We start from the raw sequence: 15,310 nt of genomic DNA, 5'->3' as shown, positions 1-15,310 counted from the left end.
CGCCTGTCGCTGGAGCCGGTGGAGGCGGTGCAGATGCCCGCGCCCGCGCTGCTGGCCGCCGAAGCCGCCGCCAGCGCGGCAAGCGCCGCCGAGCAGGCGCGCGAGCAACTGGCCGCGATGCAGAAGCAGATCGCCGACATGCAGGCGGAGCAGAAGCGCACGCTGGCCGCGATGAACACGCTGCGCCAGGAGTTGCAGGCCGCGCGCGAGCATGCCGCCGGCAACGGCGCGGCCTCGTCGACCTGGGTGCTGGGGCTGAGCCTGCTGAGCCTGGCGCTGGCGGCCAGCAGCCTGCTCCTGTGGCGCAGCAACCGGCTGCAGAAGCGCGACGCGCAACACTGGCTGACCGATTCCGTCCAGCCGCCGGCGGCCGAGCCGGCCCTGGCGCCGGCGCCGGTGCCGACCGGTCCGTCGCCGTTCACGCCGACCGATCCGCAGAGCTCGCCGGCGCCGCTGATGTCGCACCTGTCGATGGACGGCCCGTCGGCATCGTCCGCGCCGTCCACGATCCCGATGCCGCTGAGCGTCAGCGAGGAGCCGACCCGGCCCGCGCCGCTGGCCCCCGCGCCGGCGATCCCGCCGCGCCCGCCGGCCCGGCCGGCGACCACCGCCGCCGACGACGCGCTGGACGCGCTCGCCGCGCTGGACGCGATGGCGCCGCCCAGCCTGCAGTTCGGCGGCGACACCCGTCCCGCGCCGTTCTCGTCCGACCTGGGCGCGCCCGGCGGCCTGGTGACCGTCGAGGAGCTGATCGACCTGGAACAGCAGGTCGACTTCTTCATGGTGCTCGGCCAGGACGACGCGGCGATCGAGCTGCTGTCCTCGCGCCTGAACCTGCGCGACGCGGCCAGCGGCCTGCCGTTCCTCAAGCTGATGGAGCTGTACCAGCGCCGCGGCGACCGCGAGGCCTTCGACCGCGTCGGCGCGCGTTTCGCCGAGCAGTTCCACGCCCGCGCGCCGTCCTGGAGCGAGGACTTGAACGAGGGCGAGGGCCTGGAGGCGCATGGCGAGCTCATCGAGCGCCTGGAGGCCGCCTGGACCGAGCCCGAGGGCAGCATGAGCCTGTTGCAGGACCTGCTGTCCCAGCACCAGGAGTACAGCGGCGACCTGGGCCTGCCGGCCTACCGCGACCTGCTGCTGCTCTACGCGGTGGCGCGCGACCGCGCCGAGCACGAGATCGACGGCAACGAGATCGACGTGGTGCTGCCGCTGGACGCGACCTCGCATCCGGACCAGATGGCCACGATGGTGTGGCAGTCGCCGCCGCCGGGGCCCGGCATGCCGACGCTGCCGCGGTCCAGCCTCAGCCAGTCGATCGACCTGGACCTGTCGCTGGTCGAGGACGACGAGCCGACGCGGCCGCCCAAGGGCCGCTGAGCCGTCCGGGCGTCAGAGCCGCTGGAGGCGCTCGAGCGCGAGGTCCAGCGTCTCGTCCTTCTTCGCGAAACAGAAGCGGATGACCTTGGCGTCGCTGCCGGCGCCGTAGAACGCGGACAGCGGGATCGCGGCGACGCCGATCTCGCGCGTCAGCCACTGGCACATCGCCATGTCGTCCAACGCGGCCAGGGGCGCGGGCAGGGCGCCGTAATCGACGCACTGGAAGTAGCTGCCGGGGCAGGGCCGCAGCGCGAAGGCCGAACCGGCCAGCCCCGCGCGGAAGCGGTCGCGCTTGCGCTGGTAGAAGTCGCCCAGGCCGAGGTAGGGCGCCGGGTCGCGCATGTAGGCCGCGATGCCGTGCTGCATCGCCGAGTTCACCGTGAACACGTTGTACTGGTGGACCTTGCGGAACTCCGCCATCAGCGGCGCCGGCGCGGCCACGTAGCCGACCTTCCAGCCGGTCACGTGGTAGGTCTTGCCGAAGCTCGACACGACGAAGCTGCGCGCCGCCAGCTCGGGCAGCCGCGACACGCTCTGGTGCACGCCGCCGTCGTAGACCATGTGCTCGTAGACCTCGTCGCTGATCACCAGCACCTCGGTGCCGTCCAGCAGTTCGGCCAGCTGGCGCAGCTCGTCCGCGTTCCACACCGCGCCGCTGGGGTTGTGCGGGCTGTTGATCATGATCGCCCGCGTGCGCGGCGTCAGCGCGGCGCGGATGCGGTCGAAGTCCGGGCGGAAGGTCGCCGGGTCCAGCGGCACCGGCACCCGCACGCCGCCGGCCAGCGCGATGTTGGGCGCGTAGCTGTCGTAGGCGGGCTCCAGCACGATCACCTCGTCGCCAGGATGCACGATGGCCAGCAGCGCCGTCAGGATCGCCTGCGTCGCGCCGGCGGTGACGGTGATCTCGGCGTCCGGGTCGTAGGCATGGCCGTAGAGCGTCCCGACCTTGGCGGCGATCGCCTGGCGCAGCGCCGGCACGCCCGGCATCGGCGGGTACTGGTTGTGGCCGGCGCGCATCGCGGCGTCGACCGCGTCCAGCAGCGCCGGGTCGCCTTCGAAGTCCGGGAAGCCCTGGCCCAGGTTGACCGCCTGGTGCTGCTGCGCCAGCGCCGACATGACGCTGAACACCGTCACCCCCAGCTGGGGCAGGCGGCTCGCGGGAACGGGAGTGTGGACGCGCATGGGACGAAGCCTTCAGGGAACGGAGCGATCGGGGAGATCGGGTCGATCGGGGGGAGATCGGAGGTCGATCAGAGGTCGTAATCGCTGGCGTCGCCGCTCATCGCGCGCTGCAGCAGCGTGCGGTTGAGGCGGTCCGACAGCAGCTCGGCGAAGCTGTAGACGTAGTTGCGCAGATAGGCGCCGCGCTTGAACGCGATGCGCGCGACGTTCTGGCCCAGCAGGTGACCCAGCGGCCGCGAGACCAGCTCGCCGCCCGGCGGGTCCTCGCGCACCGCCATCTCGGCCACGATGCCCACGCCCAGGCCCAGCCGGACATAGGTCTTGATGACGTCCGAGTCGATCGCCTCGAGCACGATGTTGGGCGTCAGCTGGCGCTGCGCGAAGGCGCGGTCGATGCGGGTGCGGCCGGTGAAGCTCGGGTGGTAGGACACCAGCGGCTGCGCCGCGAGGTGTTCCAGGTCGATGCGCTCGACCTGCGCCAGCGGGTGCTCGGCGCGCATCACCAGCACGTGCTGCCATTCGTAGGCGGGCAGCGTCACGAGCTCCTCGAACTGCGACAGCGACTCGGTGGCCAGGCCCACGTCGGCGGTCTCGTCGATCAGCATGCGCGCGACCTGGTCCGGGCTGCCCTGGTGCAGCCCGATGTTGACTTGCGGGAATTGCTTGCGCAGCTGCGTGACCGGGCCGGGCAGCACGTAGCGCGCCTGCGTGTGGGTGGTCGCGATCGACAGCGTGCCGACGTCCTGCTTGGAGTACTCCTCGCCGATGCGCTTGAGGTTGCCCACCTCGCGCATGATGATCTCGATCGACTTGAGCACCTGGCGGCCGGGCTCGGTGATGCTGCGCAGGCGCTTACCGTGGCGCGAGAAGATGTCGACGCCGAGTTCCTCCTCCAGCTCCAGGATCGCCTTGGAGACGCCGGGCTGCGAGGTGTAGAGGGCCTTGGCCGTCTCGGTCAGGTTGAGGTTGCGGCGCGCGGCCTCTTGCACGAAACGGAACTGGTGCAGGTTCATGGCGGGATCACGACAGGGGAAGGACGGTCGGGCGGGCCGGGTCGAGCGGGTCGGCGGGGAGGGTGACGGTGGAGATCAGGTCCAGCGTCGCGCCGGCCATCGCGCGGATCACCGACGGCTGCTCGCCGATCGCGTCGTGCAGCACGAACAGCACGCGCGGGTGCGCCGCGCGCAGCGACTCGATGAGCGGCGGCACGTCGCGCCGCACGTGGCCGCTGGCGCCCAGGAACATCGGCACGACCTGGATGCGGGTGCACCCGAGCGCGGCCAGCGCGCCGGCGGCGGTGGCGATGTCGGGCGTCATCAGCTCCAGGTAGGCCAGCGCGATGGGCAGTTCCGGGCGCCGGCCCTGCAGTTCCGCGGCGATGGCCTGGAACGGCGCGGCCCAGGCCGGATCGCGGGCCCCGTGGGCGAAGAGCAGCAGACCGTCCATCAGAATCCCTCCGTCAGACGAGGCGGTCGGCGATCGGTCATCGATAGCGGACCAGCCAGTAGAACGCGGCCATCGAGATGCCCAGGTACAGCAGGCTGGGCGCCGAGGCCACGAGCCAGGGCGTCCAGTCGCGCAGCAGACCCAGGTGGCCGGTGATCGCGTTCAGCACCACGAAGCTGATGCCCAGCATGATGCCGCCGAAGACCTTCACGCTGATGCCGCCCGAGCGGAAGTGCAAATAGGCGAACGGCAGCGCCAGCGCCACCATCACCATGCAGGCGAACGGATAGAAGGCCTTGCGCCAGAACTGGATCTCCGGCTGCGCCGACGACTGCTCCTGCGAGGACAGGTGGCGCGTGTAGCGGTACAGCTCCAGCGTCGACATGTTCCAGGTCGGCTGCACCGCCGCGGAGACCACGCCCGAGGGCAGCTGGCTCTGCCACTCGTACTTCGGCAGCAGGATCTCGCGCACGGCCGGGTTCTCGGCCAGCTTGTCCTGCGGCGCGGCCGGGTCCTTGGGCTGCGGCGCCGCGGCGGCCGGGCGGCTCAGCGGCGTCGCCCCGTGCGACCACTGGGTCAGGCGCACCTCGTTCATCATCCAGCGGCCCGAGGGATCGACGGTGGCGTCCTTGGCCGTGAGCCGCGTCGCCATCGCGCCCTTGCTGTCGAACTCGAAGATCAGCACGTCCTCCATGATCCCGTTGGAGCGCGCGCGCCCGACGTGGACCGCGTAGGTGAAGTCGCCGTCGCGGTCCTTCATCCAGGCGCCCTGCGCGTTGGTGACGCCGCCGCTGGCCGAGGACTTCAGCAGCTGCGCCTGCTTGTCCGCCCACGGGTTGACGAAGTCGCCCACGACGAAGGCCAGCACCGCGAAGGCCAGCGCCATCACGCTCAGCAGCCCCAGCGCCCGCTGCGGCCCCAGGCCGCCGGTGCGCAGGATGGTGAACTCGCTGGACTGGGCCAGGCGCGCCATGCTGAAGATCGTGCCGATCAGCACCGCGATCGGCATCAGCTCGTAGAAGCGCCCCGGCAGCTTGAGCACGCTGGACCAGACCGCCAGCCCGATGCCCAGGCCCAGGCGCTGGAAGCGGTCCAGGTCGTCGATGAAGTCCAGGAAGAAGAACAGCGCCAGGAACCCGGCCATGACCAGGGCGAAGGAGCTCAGGATGTCGCGGTACAGCAGCCGCCGGACGGTTCTCATGTGGGCACTCCCGGCGTGGACGACGACATCGAGGCCGGCGCGATGACCGAGGCCGGGACCGGGCCCAGGACGGTCTCGGCATAGGCCGGGTTCTCCGGCGGCGCCGGGAGCACGCCGCTGCGCGGCGCGCCCAGGCGCGCGCCCTGTTCGCGCCACAGCAGCAGGAGCAGCGTCACGACGAGGGCGCCGCCGTGCAGCGCCAGCATCGCCGGGCCCAGCTTCATCTTGCCGCCGACCACCCAGGTCTGGGTCAGGTTGATCAGGTTGAAGTAGACGATGAACGCGAGCAGCGCGAACAGCAGGTTCCAGTTGCTCGCGCGCCGCGGGTTGGTCGCCGAGATGCCGATGCCCAGCAGCACCAGGTTCACGCAGCCCAGGATCATGCCGAAGCGCCACGCCAGCTCGCCGTCGTTCTGCGGGCCGCGGTCGCGCAGCAGGTCCAGCGTCGGCCGGGTCTTGGGCGCGCGCGTGCCGCCGGCGCGCATCACCTCGTCGTCCACCACCACGCGGTACTGCTGGAAGCGCGCCACCGACTTGTCGCCGTTGCGCAGGTCGACGTCGTTGCGCTGGCCGTGGTCGAGCACCAGCACGCGCTGGTTGTTCAGGTACTGCAGCGCGCCGCGCGCCGAGGTCGTGACCGACTCCAGGTGCGGCGTGTTGCTCATGATGAAGACGTTGCGCGCGGCGGCCTCGTCGGCGGGATCGCGCTCGATGAAGAACACCCGCGAGCCGTCGTTGGAGGTCTGGAACTGGCCCGGCGCGACGCGCGACAGGTCGCTGCGTTGCTCGAACTGCTCGCGCAGCTGGGCGCTGTTGTCATTGCTCCAGGGCCACACGATGGTCATCAGCACCGTGACCACCACCAGCACCGGCGAGGCCATCGTCAGCACCGGCCGCACGAAGCGCGTCAGGCCCAGGCCGGAGGCGAACCAGATGGTCATCTCCGATTCCTTGTACATGCGCGCCAGCGACATGACGACCGCCACGAACAGCGACAGGCTCAGCATCACCGGCAACTGCGCCAGCGCCAGGTAGCCCAGCGACAGCAGCACGTGCTGCGGCGCCACCGTGCCCTTGGCCGCCATGCCGAGCGAGCGCACCAGCAGCATCGTCACGACGATGGTCAGGATGACCACGAAGGCCAGTCCGAAACTGCGGGCCAGTTCTTTGCGTACTGATGAATCGAATAACATCCGGGCACTCTATCTACTTCTCGGCATTATGGACTTTCGCTCTCAGCCCGCGTCCCTCGACGCACTGGCGTCGCATGGCGCCGACGCCCTCGTGCTGGTCGTTGCGGGCGACAGCCTGCCGGCGGCGCTCGACAAGACCGTGACCGCGCTCGTCAAGGACGCCGTCAAGCTCGGCGACTTCGAGTTCAAGGCGGGTCAGGTCTTGACCCTGGTGCGTCCCGCCGGCCTGAAGGCGCCTCGCCTGGTCGTCGCCGCCAGCGGCGCCGCCACGCTGAAGGCGGCCCGCGCCGCGCTCGGCGCGGCGCTGGGCCAGCTCAAGGGCAAGGGCGCCACCGGCGCCTCGGTGGCCTACGCCGGCTTCGGCGCCGAACTGGCCGAGTCCCTGGCCGAGCAGACCGTGCTGGCCGCGCAGGACGCGGTCTACGTCTACCGCGAGACCAAGCCCAGCGCGCCCGCCGCGTCCAAGCTGACGAAGATCGCCCTGCTGCACGGCAAGGACGATGCCAAGGCGGTCAAGGCCGGCCTGGCGCGCGGCCAGGCCATCGGCGCCGGCATCGCCGTGGCGCGCGAGTGCGCCAACCTGCCGCCCAACGTCGCCACGCCGGCCTACCTGGCCGACCAGACCAAGGCGCTGACCAAGAGCCACGGCATCAAGGTCGAGGTGCTGGACCAGAAGGGCATCGAGAAGCTGGGCATGGGCTCGTTCCTGTCGGTGGCCAAGGGCTCCGACGTGCCGCCCAGATTCATCGTCGCCAAGTACGAGGGCGCCGCCAAGACGCAGGCCCCGGTCGTGCTGGTGGGCAAGGGCATCACCTTCGACTCGGGCGGCATCTCGCTCAAGCCGGGCGCCGGCATGGACGAGATGAAGTTCGACATGGGCGGCGCGGCCTCGGTGCTGGGCACGCTGCGCGCGGTGGCCGAGCTCAAGCCCAAGGTCAACCTGGTCGTGCTGATCGCCGCCTGCGAGAACATGCCCAGCGGCCGCGCGGTCAAGCCTGGCGACGTGGTGACCTCGATGTCGGGCCAGACGATCGAGATCCTGAACACCGACGCCGAAGGCCGGCTGATCCTGTGCGACGCGCTGACCTACGCCGAGCGCTTCAAGCCCGCGGCCGTCGTCGACGTCGCGACGCTGACCGGCGCCTGCGTGATCGCGCTGGGCGGCGTGCGCTCCGGCATGTACGCCAGCGACGACGAACTGGCCGCCGCGCTGAGCGCCGCCGGCGAGACGGCGCTGGACCCGTGCTGGCGCCTGCCGCTGGACGACGACTACGCCGACGGCCTGAAGACCAACTTCGCCGACGTCGCCAACGTCGCCGGCCGCGAGGGCGGTTCCATCACCGCCGCGAAGTTCCTGCAGCGCTTCGCCTCGAAGTACCGCTGGGGCCACCTGGACATCGCCGGCACCGCCTGGAAGGGCGGCGGCGCCAAGGGCGCCACCGGCCGTCCGGTCGGCCTGCTGACGCACTTCGTGCTGTCGCAGGTCCGCTGAACGTCCGATCGGGAAAGCAGCGGGAAGGGCGGGTCCGGTGACGGAGGTCAACTTCTATACCGGCGTGCCCGACCGCCAGGTCTACGCCTGCCGCCTGCTGCGCAAGACGCAGGCGGCCGGGCTGAGCGTCGGGGTCTGGGGGCCGATGCGGCTGCTCGAGCGGCTGGACCAGACCCTCTGGACCTTCGAGCCGGGCGAGTTCCTGCCCCATGTGCTGCTGCGCGGCGACACGCCGGCGCTGCTGCGCGAGCGCACGCCGATCCTGTTGTCGGACCAGCTCGACGCGCTGGCCGGGTGCCGGGTCTTGCTCAACTTCGAGCCCGGCGTGCCGCCGGGACTCGAGCGCTTCGAGCGCGTGCTGGAGCTGGTCTCCACCGATGCCGAACAGGTCGCCGCGGGACGCGGCCGCTTCAAGGCCTACAAGGCGCTCGGCCTCACGCTGAATCACCACGTCCTGTCGGCTTGAGCCGGCGGATTCCTGTCATCGCGCCGCCCTGCGAGCGGCGGCGCCAGCCTGGTGCCGGCCGCGCCGCCGTGGTGCCGCGATGCCCATGGACAGGGCCCGAACGGGCGTCCGGACGGGGCGATTGGGCGGATTTCCGCACTCCGCGTGCGAGGGGTGTGTGCGCCGTCGCACTCCTGCGAAAACTATCCGGGTTTGCCCCGGTGACAGGGGCGCGACAACGCCCGGTCCGTGAGGACGTTCACAGCATTTTCACTATGGAAACGGCTCCGTCTTTCGGGGTATGGTCGCTCGCGTTGAGAACTCAACGTCATTCCACATATCCCGAGTCGGAGGTTCCTAGATGCAATCCAAGCTGAATGTGATCGTGGGCGCAATCGCCATTACCGTGAGCGGCGCCGCCATGGCGCAGGACGCGGTGGTCAAGATCGGCCACGTGGGTCCGACCAGCGGCGCCATCGCGCACCTGGGCAAGGACAATGAACTGGGCGCCAAGATGGCCATCGACGAACTCAACGCCAAGGGCGTGACGATCGGCGGCAAGAAGGTCAAGTTCGAGCTGCTGGCCGAAGACGACGCCGGCGATCCGAAGCAGGGCACGGCCGCGGCGCAGAAGCTGGTCGACTCCAAGGTCAACGGCGTGATCGGCCACCTGAACTCGGGCACGACCATTCCCGCGTCCAAGATCTACAGCGACGCCGGCATCCCGCAGATCTCGCCCTCGGCGACCAACCCCAAGTACACCCGCAACGGCTACAAGACCGCGTTCCGCGTGGTGGCCGATGACGTGCACCTGGGCGGCACGCTGGGCAAGTACGCCGTGACGCAGCTCAAGGGCAAGTCCATCGCCGTCATCGACGACCGCACCGCCTACGGCCAGGGCGTCGCCGACGAGTTCGAGAAGGGCGTCAAGGCCGCCGGCGGCAAGGTCGTCGGCCGCGAGTTCACCAACGACAAGGCCACGGACTTCACCGCCATCCTGACCTCCCTGAAGGGCAAGAAGCCCGACGTCGTCTTCTTCGGCGGCATGGACGCCGTGGCCGGCCCGATGCTGCGCCAGATGAAGCAGCTGGGCATCGAGGCCAAGTTCATGGGCGGCGACGGCATCTGCACGGCCGAACTGCCCAAGCTGTCCGCCGGCACGATCGCCGACAGCCAGGTCGTCTGCGCGGAAGCCGGCGGCGTGGAAGGCGAGTCGAAGAAGTCGCTCGACGCCTTCAAGACCAAGTTCAAGGACAAGTACAAGGTCGAGGTCCAGATCTACGCCCCGTACGTCTATGACGCGGTCAACGTGATGGTCGACGCGATGGTCAAGGCCAAGTCCGCCGATCCCAAGGTCTACCTGCCCGTGCTGGCCAAGACCTCGGATTACAACGGCGTGACCGGCAAGATCGCGTTCGACGCCAAGGGCGACATCAAGAACGGCGCGCTGACGCTGTACACCTACAAGGGTGGCAACCGCGAGCAACTCGCGGTCGTGCGCTGATTTAGACAGGCGCTGCAAGGTAGAGGAACGCCCACTTCGGTGGGCGTTTTTCTTTCACGCTTTCTCTCTGACAGCGCGACGTCGGGACGACATCGCCCTGTCCCCTGATCGAGGGATCACCCCCTCACTCGCGTGCATTCCCGCACGAGAGCCCCTGAAAGCATTCAGTCAGGGGGTTTGCACCTCCCGGGGCCTACAGACAATGGCCCCCGTCGACGTGCCGCGGGATCGATTCGGGGATCCGGCGGCGCTCGCCGGACCGGGTTCAACCGAGTCGGATTGCAAGGCGGACGCCCCTGCAAACAGGGGGCTTTCAAGCCTGGGGGTGGGAGGCATGATGCCCCCCGCAGCGAACCGGGCCTCCCCTGGAGGCCAAGGCGTTCGCGGCGAGCGGTCTGAGAGGTTCACCCGGGTCGGCGAGAGCATCCTCCGAGGATGCCGTGACCAGCTTTGGGGACGGGCATGATTCGAATCTTTAACCACTACCTCCATCGTCGTACCCTGATCCAGGTGCTCTTCGACCTGGGCCTGATCGTGGCGGCGGTGTTCGCGGTCGCGCTGAGCCAGGGCACCAGCGATCACATGATGAGCTTCGCGGCGTCCTACGGCCTGTCCCTGGCCGGCGGCATGTTCGTCATCAACTCGGCCTCGGGCCTCTACTCCCAATCCCACAAGCGCTCGCTGACGCAGTCCTGCGCCCGCGCGCTGTTCGCGCTGCTGATCGGCCTGCCGCTGGCCTACGGCCTGTTCAGCCTGATCCCCGCGACCGTCTCCCACCGCGACCTGCTGACCACCACCGCGATGCTGGCCGTGGCGCTGGTGATGGTGCACCGCGTCTACGCCGCGCACTCCGGCGCCCAGGGCGCGGGCCGCACCAAGATCCTGATCTTCGGCAGCGGCCACGCCGCGCTGGCCGTCAGCGAGAGCCTGCGCGCCGCCGACCCGCACGCGCAGATCGTCGGTTTCCTGCCGGGCCCCAACGAGGTCGATCCGCAGGTCCCCGCGCACGAGCTGCTGGCCGCCGGCGAAAGCCTGACCGACGCCGCGATGCGCCTGGGCGTGGACGAGATCGTCGTGGCGCTGTCCGAGCGCCGGGGCGGCTCCATGCCGCTGCGCCAGCTGCTGGACTGCAAGCTCTACGGCATCCGCGTCGTGGACCTGGCCACCTACTTCGAGAAGACGCTGGCGCAGATCAAGATCAGCCACGTCCACGCCGGCTGGCTGATCTTCGGCGACGGCTTCAACCAGGGCGTGCTGCGCAGCGCCGTCAAGCGCGTCTTCGACCTGGTGTCCTCGCTGGTGCTGCTGGTGGCGACCGCGCCGATCATGGCGGTCACCGCGCTGCTGATCAAGCTGGAATCGCCCGGCGGCGTCTTCTACACGCAGGAGCGCGTGGGCCTGAACGGCGCGACCTTCAAGGTGATCAAGTTCCGCAGCATGCGCAACGACGCCGAGAAGGACGGCCGCCCCCAGTGGGCGACCAAGAACGACGCCCGCGTCACCCGCGTCGGCAACTTCATCCGCAAGGTCCGCATCGACGAGCTGCCGCAGCTGATCAACGTGCTGCGCGGCGAGATGAGCATGGTCGGCCCGCGTCCGGAGCGGCCGTTCTTCGTCGACGAGCTGGTGGCGCAGATCCCGTATTACGCGGTGCGCCACAGCGTCAAGCCGGGCGTGACCGGCTGGGCGCAGGTCCGCTACGAATACGGCTCGACCATCGAGGATTCGCTGGAGAAGCTCCAGTACGACCTGTACTACGTCAAGAACCACACGCTGTTCCTCGACCTGCTGATCATGCTCGAGACGGTGGCCGTGGTCCTGACGGGCCGGGGGGCGCGCTGAGCGCGGCGTCGGAGCATCCCGCTCCCCGCGTTCCGCGCCCGCGTCCGTCCTCGCAGACCGCGGCGCGCGCGCCGGGACCCTGACCCATGTGGGAACACGCCTTGAGCCTCGGCGCCGCGTCGGGGATCGTCGCGGTATTGGCGCACCTGGCCCTGGCGGTCGTGGTGCTGCCCCAGTTCGGCCAGCACCGGCGCCGCGCGCTGCGGCTCGAGGCCGCGCTGCTGCTCAGCGCGCTGTGGGCCGCGCTTGACGCCGCGGTCGAGCAGGGCTGGCTGGCCGACCGCCAGTGGCCCGCGCTGGTGCTGCTGCCGGTGTGCGACGCGCTGCGCTACGGCGCCTGGTTCTCCTTCATCCTGGCCCTGATCGAATCGCGCGGCGACGACGGCCGGCCGCGCAGCGCCGGCGTCGCGCGCCCGCTGCAGGCGCTGGCCTGGGCCGGCGTGGCCACGGCCGTGGCGCTGCCGCTGTGGCGCTACTGGGGCGACGCGCCGCTGACCGAGATGCAGCGCCCGCTGACGATGGCCTGGCTGGGCCTGGGCATCTTCGGGCTGGTGCTGCTCGAGCAGATGCTGCGCAACATCCACAGCGACGCGCGCTGGAACGCCAAGCCGGTCTGCCTGGGCCTGGGCGCGGTCTTCGCGTTCGACGTGTTCGTGTTCTCGCAGGCCTCGCTGTTCCAGCAGTTCGACGGCGACGCGCTGAGCGTGCGCGCGGCGGTGCACAGCCTGGCCGTGCCGCTGCTGTGGCTGGCCAGCCGCCGCCACAAGAAGTGGCTGGACAAGCTCCACGTCTCGCGCACCGCCGCCTTCCATTCGGCCACGCTGCTGATCGTGGGCGTGTACCTGCTGGGCGTGTCCGGCATCGGCTACTACGTGCGCTACACCGGCGGCGAATGGGGCCGCGCGCTGCAGCAGGTGCTGCTGGCCGTGGGCGTGATGGCGCTGCTGACGATGGGCCTGTCGGGCTCGCTGCGGGCCAAGCTGCGCGTCTACATCAGCAAGCATTTCTTCAGCTACCGCTACGACTACCGGCAGGAATGGCTGCGCTTCACCGCGATGCTGTCGGCCAGCGCGTCGCCGGCGGAGCTGGGCGAATCGGTGATCCGCGGCCTGGCGCACCTGGTGGAGAGCCCGTCCGGGGCGTTGTGGCTGCGCCGCGCGCCGGCCACCGGCGCCGGCGACGAGTACCAGCAGGCCGCGCGCTGGAACCTCAACGACGACCGCCAGCCGCTGGTGGCCGACGCCGCGCTGCTGCGGCTGCTGCGCGAGCGGGCCTGGATCGTCGACCTGGACGAATGGCGCCGCGACGCCGGCGCCTACGAGCACGCGCCGCTGCCCGACGCGCTCGCCGCGGACGCGCGCCACTGGCTGCTGGTCCCGCTGATCAACGCCGGCGCGCTGACCGGCTGGGTGATCCTGGGCCAGCCGCGCACGCGGCTCGAGCTGGACTGGGAAGTGCGCGACCTGCTGCGCACCGCGGCCCAGCAGGCGGCCAGCTACCTGGCGCAGATGCAGGCGGCCGAGGCGCTGCTGGAGGCGCGCAAGTTCGAGGCCTTCAACCGCATGTCGGCCTTCGTCGTGCACGACCTCAAGAACATCGTCACGCAGCTGTCGCTGATGATGAAGAACGCCAAGCGGCTGCGCGACAACCCGGAGTTCCAGCAGGACATGCTGGACACGGTGGAAAACTCGCTGGAGAAGATGCGCCAGCTGATGCTGCAATTGCGCGAGGGCGACAAGCCCCATCACGGCAGCGCCGGCGGCGTGGCGCTGACGGCGATCGCGCGGCGGCTGGCCGCGGCGGCCGTCAGCAAGGGCCGCGCGCTGGAGCTGGAGCTGCGCGACGAGGTCAGCGCGCGCGGCCATGAGGAACGCATCGAGCGCGTGCTCGGCCACGTCGTGCAGAACGCGCTGGACGCCACGCCGATCGACGGCCGCGTCGCGATGCGGCTGCAGCGCGTGGGCAGCCACGCGCAGGTGGAAGTGGAAGATACTGGCTGCGGCATGTCGCAGGAGTTCATCGAGCAGCGGCTGTTCAAGCCGTTCCAGACGACGAAGGCGGCGGGCATGGGCATCGGCGCCTACGAGAGCTACCAGTACCTGCAGGAACTAGGGGGGAAGATCAACGTGGAAAGCGCGCCCGGACGAGGCACCAAGGTCACCATCTTGCTGCCGCTGTTTTTCGCCCAGTCGGGCAGCGACGCCGGCCTGGTGGAGGCGCGATGAGCGCCCAACCCCCGTCGCTGCTGATCGTCGAGGACGACCTCGCGCTGCAGAAGCAACTGAAGTGGTCGATGGACCGCTTCGAGTCGGTCACCGCCGACGATGTCGCCAGCGCCGTGCTGCAGTTCCGCCGCCACAAGCCGCCGGTGGTGACGATGGACCTGGGGCTGCCGCCCGACCAGGACTCGGTCTCCGAGGGCTTCAAGCTGCTCGAGAAGCTGATCGAGCTGGAGCCCGGCACCAAGGTGATCGTGCTGACCGGCCAGAACGACCAGAACAACGCGCTGCGGGCGATCCGCATGGGCGCCTACGACTTCCTGTCCAAGCCGGTCGATCCCGACGTGCTGGTGCTGACCGTGGAGCGCGCGATGCGCCTGCACGAGCTGCAGCAGGAGAACCGGCGCCTGCTGACGCAGCAGGACGGCGAGCCCACCGGCCGGCTGCTCACCCGCGACGCGCAGATGCAGCGCATCTGCCGCACCGTCGAGCGCGTGGCCGGCAGCGACGCCACCGTGCTGCTGCTGGGCGAGAGCGGCACCGGCAAGGAGGTGCTGGCGCAGTCGCTGCACGACGCCTCCAAGCGCAAGGGCCGCTTCGTCGCGATCAACTGCGCGGCCATTCCCGAGGCGCTGCTCGAGAGCGAGCTCTTCGGCTACGAGCGCGGCGCCTTCACCGGCGCGACCAAGACCACGGTCGGCAAGATCGAGACCGCGCACGGCGGCACGCTGATGCTCGACGAGATCGGCGACCTGCCGATGCCGCTGCAGGCCAAGCTGCTGCGTTTCCTGCAGGAGCGCAGCATCGAGCGCCTGGGCGGCCGCCAGGAGATCCCGGTGGACGTGCGCATCGTCGGCGCGACGCACCAGGACCTGAAGGCCAAGATCGCGCAGGGCCTGTTCCGCGAGGACCTGTTCTACCGCCTGGCCGAGATCGTCGTGGACATCCCGCCGCTGCGCGACCGCGTCGGCGACGCGGTGCTGCTGAGCCATGCCTTCCTGCGCCGCTTCTCGTCCGAGCAGCGCCGCCCGATCCTGCGCCTGGCCGACGACGCGATCCGCGCGGTCGAGGCGCATCGCTGGCCCGGCAACGTGCGCGAGCTGCAGAACGTCATGAAGCGCGCGTCGATCATGGCCGACGGCGACCGCATCACCGCCGACGACCTCAACCTGCCGGTGCCCGCCGGCGACGCGCCCGCCGACGAGGCCGACCTGGACCTGCGCTCCGTGCGCGAGCGCGCCGAGCGCCAGGCCGTGGTGGCCGCGCTGGCGCGCACCGACGGCAACATCGCCAAGGCCGCCGACCTGCTGGGCGTGAGCCGGCCGACTCTGTACGATCTGATGGCCCGGCTCGGCGTCAAGGCCTGAGCGGGCCGCTGTTCCCGGCGGCGCCGCGGCTCCTCCACCGAT

Annotated in this window: 11 protein-coding genes and 1 pseudogene; 7 read left to right on the top strand and 5 right to left on the bottom strand. The window is 70.2% G+C overall.

Features of this window, described 5'->3' with window-relative positions; genetic code table 11:
* A pseudogene (locus N5D62_RS21785) lies at positions 1–1,377 on the top strand (hypothetical protein); the annotation flags it as partial.
* 12 nt (positions 1,378–1,389) lie between these two features.
* Here the strand turns inward: N5D62_RS21785 and N5D62_RS21780 are convergent.
* The 5 genes from N5D62_RS21780 to lptF all read right to left on the bottom strand — a co-directional run bounded on the left by N5D62_RS21780 (position 1,390) and on the right by lptF (position 6,399).
* A complete protein-coding gene (locus N5D62_RS21780) occupies positions 1,390–2,559 on the bottom strand; it encodes a pyridoxal phosphate-dependent aminotransferase (protein ID WP_279759993.1) in 1,170 nt (389 codons plus the stop codon).
* 68 nt (positions 2,560–2,627) lie between these two features.
* Positions 2,628–3,572: a CysB family HTH-type transcriptional regulator gene (locus N5D62_RS21775; protein ID WP_279759992.1), complete on the bottom strand. Its 945-nt coding sequence runs from the start codon at positions 3,570–3,572 to the stop codon at positions 2,628–2,630.
* A 7-nt stretch (positions 3,573–3,579) separates the two neighbouring features.
* Complete coding sequence (locus N5D62_RS21770) at positions 3,580–4,005, bottom strand: CbiX/SirB N-terminal domain-containing protein (RefSeq protein ID WP_279759991.1); 426 nt, start codon at positions 4,003–4,005, stop codon at positions 3,580–3,582.
* Between the two features lie 37 nt (positions 4,006–4,042).
* Positions 4,043–5,206, bottom strand: coding sequence for an LPS export ABC transporter permease LptG (gene lptG, locus N5D62_RS21765; RefSeq protein ID WP_279759990.1), 1,164 nt, complete (start codon positions 5,204–5,206; stop codon positions 4,043–4,045).
* Positions 5,203–6,399, bottom strand: a complete 1,197-nt coding sequence (lptF, locus tag N5D62_RS21760; protein WP_279759989.1) for an LPS export ABC transporter permease LptF — start codon at positions 6,397–6,399, stop codon at positions 5,203–5,205. The genes lptG and lptF overlap by 4 nt, the downstream gene beginning before the upstream one ends.
* Before the next feature lie 28 nt (positions 6,400–6,427).
* Here lptF and N5D62_RS21755 point away from each other — a divergent pair, with 28 nt between their 5' ends.
* From N5D62_RS21755 to prsR, 6 genes are all read left to right on the top strand, one after another.
* Positions 6,428–7,891 carry a leucyl aminopeptidase gene (locus tag N5D62_RS21755; RefSeq protein ID WP_279759988.1) on the top strand — a complete coding sequence of 488 codons (1,464 nt, stop codon included), beginning with the start codon at positions 6,428–6,430 and terminating at the stop codon, positions 7,889–7,891.
* 37 nt (positions 7,892–7,928) lie between these two features.
* Complete coding sequence (locus N5D62_RS21750; protein WP_279759987.1) at positions 7,929–8,357, top strand: DNA polymerase III subunit chi; 429 nt, start codon at positions 7,929–7,931, stop codon at positions 8,355–8,357.
* 340 nt (positions 8,358–8,697) lie between these two features.
* Positions 8,698–9,840 carry a branched-chain amino acid ABC transporter substrate-binding protein gene (locus N5D62_RS21745; RefSeq protein WP_279759986.1) on the top strand — a complete coding sequence of 381 codons (1,143 nt, stop codon included), beginning with the start codon at positions 8,698–8,700 and terminating at the stop codon, positions 9,838–9,840.
* A gap of 462 nt (positions 9,841–10,302) precedes the next feature.
* A complete protein-coding gene (locus N5D62_RS21740; RefSeq protein WP_279759985.1) occupies positions 10,303–11,682 on the top strand; it encodes a TIGR03013 family XrtA/PEP-CTERM system glycosyltransferase in 1,380 nt (459 codons plus the stop codon).
* Positions 11,683–11,768: 86 nt separating this feature from the next.
* Positions 11,769–13,907, top strand: coding sequence for an XrtA/PEP-CTERM system histidine kinase PrsK (gene prsK / locus N5D62_RS21735; protein WP_279759984.1), 2,139 nt, complete (start codon positions 11,769–11,771; stop codon positions 13,905–13,907).
* Positions 13,904–15,268, top strand: a complete 1,365-nt coding sequence (gene prsR, locus N5D62_RS21730) for a PEP-CTERM-box response regulator transcription factor (RefSeq protein ID WP_279759983.1) — start codon at positions 13,904–13,906, stop codon at positions 15,266–15,268. Before prsK ends, prsR begins: the two co-directional genes overlap by 4 nt.
* The last annotated feature ends 42 nt before the right edge of the window (positions 15,269–15,310 follow it).

It is taken from the genome of Mitsuaria sp. GD03876, assembly GCF_029840635.1.
Lineage (GTDB): Bacteria > Pseudomonadota > Gammaproteobacteria > Burkholderiales > Burkholderiaceae_C > Roseateles.
This window is presented reverse-complemented; position numbering and strand designations above follow the sequence as displayed.

Bases quoted from the DNA above. Each gene is read 5' to 3' on its own strand.
- N5D62_RS21780 (WP_279759993.1), bottom strand. From the start codon at position 2,559: ATGCGCGTCCACACTCCCGTTCCCGCGAGCCGCCTGCCCCAGCTGGGG.
- N5D62_RS21775 (WP_279759992.1), bottom strand. From the start codon at position 3,572: ATGAACCTGCACCAGTTCCGTTTCGTGCAAGAGGCCGCGCGCCGCAAC.
- N5D62_RS21770 (WP_279759991.1), bottom strand. From the start codon at position 4,005: ATGGACGGTCTGCTGCTCTTCGCCCACGGGGCCCGCGATCCGGCCTGG.
- lptG (WP_279759990.1), bottom strand. From the start codon at position 5,206: ATGAGAACCGTCCGGCGGCTGCTGTACCGCGACATCCTGAGCTCCTTC.
- lptF (WP_279759989.1), bottom strand. From the start codon at position 6,399: ATGTTATTCGATTCATCAGTACGCAAAGAACTGGCCCGCAGTTTCGGA.
- N5D62_RS21755 (WP_279759988.1), top strand. From the start codon at position 6,428: ATGGACTTTCGCTCTCAGCCCGCGTCCCTCGACGCACTGGCGTCGCAT.
- N5D62_RS21745 (WP_279759986.1), top strand. From the start codon at position 8,698: ATGCAATCCAAGCTGAATGTGATCGTGGGCGCAATCGCCATTACCGTG.
- N5D62_RS21740 (WP_279759985.1), top strand. From the start codon at position 10,303: ATGATTCGAATCTTTAACCACTACCTCCATCGTCGTACCCTGATCCAG.
- prsK (WP_279759984.1), top strand. From the start codon at position 11,769: ATGTGGGAACACGCCTTGAGCCTCGGCGCCGCGTCGGGGATCGTCGCG.
- prsR (WP_279759983.1), top strand. From the start codon at position 13,904: ATGAGCGCCCAACCCCCGTCGCTGCTGATCGTCGAGGACGACCTCGCG.